Below are 1224 nucleotides of genomic sequence, written 5' to 3' on the forward strand. Positions count from 1 at the left end.
ATGGGAGTGGCCGGCTCTTTGAAAACGAATATCCCAATCAAGACCGTGCCGACCGCTCCGATACCCGTCCAAATGGCGTATGCCGTGCCCAAAGGCAAAGTCTGAACCGCTTTGGCAAGTAATGCCATACTCAATACCGTGGAAGCCAAGAAACCGCTTCCCCACAGATAAAAACCAATACCTGATGCCTCTCTCGTTTTTCCCAAGCAGAATGTAAGGCTTACCTCAAACAATCCTGCCAAAAATAAAATTATCCAATTCATACCTATGATTTATTAAATTCGGGTGCAAAAGTAAGCAAGTAATTTCTAACCGTTTTTTACATTTGGTAAAAACGGATTTTGCATTTGACAAAAAAACAGCCGTTAGCAGCTGTTTCTGTGCGCTATTTTATAATTTTGTACCACAACAAAATGACTTATGGATATAAAGGAAATCATCAACCAGAGATATGCCATGCCGGATGCGTCTTTGGACAAGTTGCGGCAATGCCTGACGGAAGTCTCATACCCAAAAGGATTCCAAGTGTTGGAATATGGCAAGATAGAAAAAGACATCTTTTTCATCAAGAAAGGCATTGTCCGCGCCTATACTTCGGTAGAGGGGAAAGAAATTACCTTTTGGGTCGGCAAGGAAGGGGCGACTATTGTTTCCATGAAAGGATATGTGAATGACGAACCGGGGTATGAAACAATGGAGCTGATGGAAAATTCTGTCTTATATGTATTGGAAAGGAAAAAACTGAAAGAGTTATTCTTGAAGGATTTGCACATAGCCAATTGGGGACGGCGTTATGCGGAAATGGAACTGCTTGCTGCCGAGGAACGGCTGATTTCCATGTTGTCAGCCGTCGCCTCGGAACGGTATCACGAGTTGTTGGAGAAAGAGCCTGATTTGTTACAGCGGTTGCCGTTAGGAAGTATCGCCACCTATTTAGGCATCACACAGGCAAGTTTGAGTAGGATTCGGGCACAAATAAAATGACGTTTCAACCAACTGAGGATAGCAAGCGGTTTTGGTCTGCCCCAAACACAAACTTGCTATTTTTCCGTTGGTATTGTTTATAATCCCATGCCCTTGCCTCTCCTAAGCGGTTCAACCGTCCTTTTAACGGATGAGAACAGCCTGCCAAACTGCTCCTTGAACCACTCTCCAATCACTTGCCCGTTGATGGCAAGTGCAAGCTTGGACTTGTCTTTCGGGTCTTTTACCACTTGGAAGCCT

The 1224-nt window shown here is 44.3% G+C and carries 2 protein-coding genes; one reads left to right on the forward strand and one right to left on the reverse strand.

The annotated features are described in order from the left end of the window. Window positions 1–263 (reverse strand): DMT family transporter (locus QVP67_RS00005; RefSeq protein WP_288179725.1); only part of this gene is annotated, 263 nt, incomplete at its 3' end. Window positions 264–420: 157 nt separating this feature from the next. Here QVP67_RS00005 and QVP67_RS00010 point away from each other — a divergent pair. Further along, a complete protein-coding gene (locus QVP67_RS00010; RefSeq protein ID WP_021928157.1) occupies window positions 421–984 on the forward strand; it encodes a Crp/Fnr family transcriptional regulator in 564 nt (187 codons plus the stop codon). Window positions 985–1224 lie beyond the last annotated feature (240 nt).

It is taken from the genome of Bacteroides sp. CAG:633, assembly GCF_000435115.1.
Lineage (GTDB): Bacteria > Bacteroidota > Bacteroidia > Bacteroidales > Bacteroidaceae > Bacteroides > Bacteroides ndongoniae.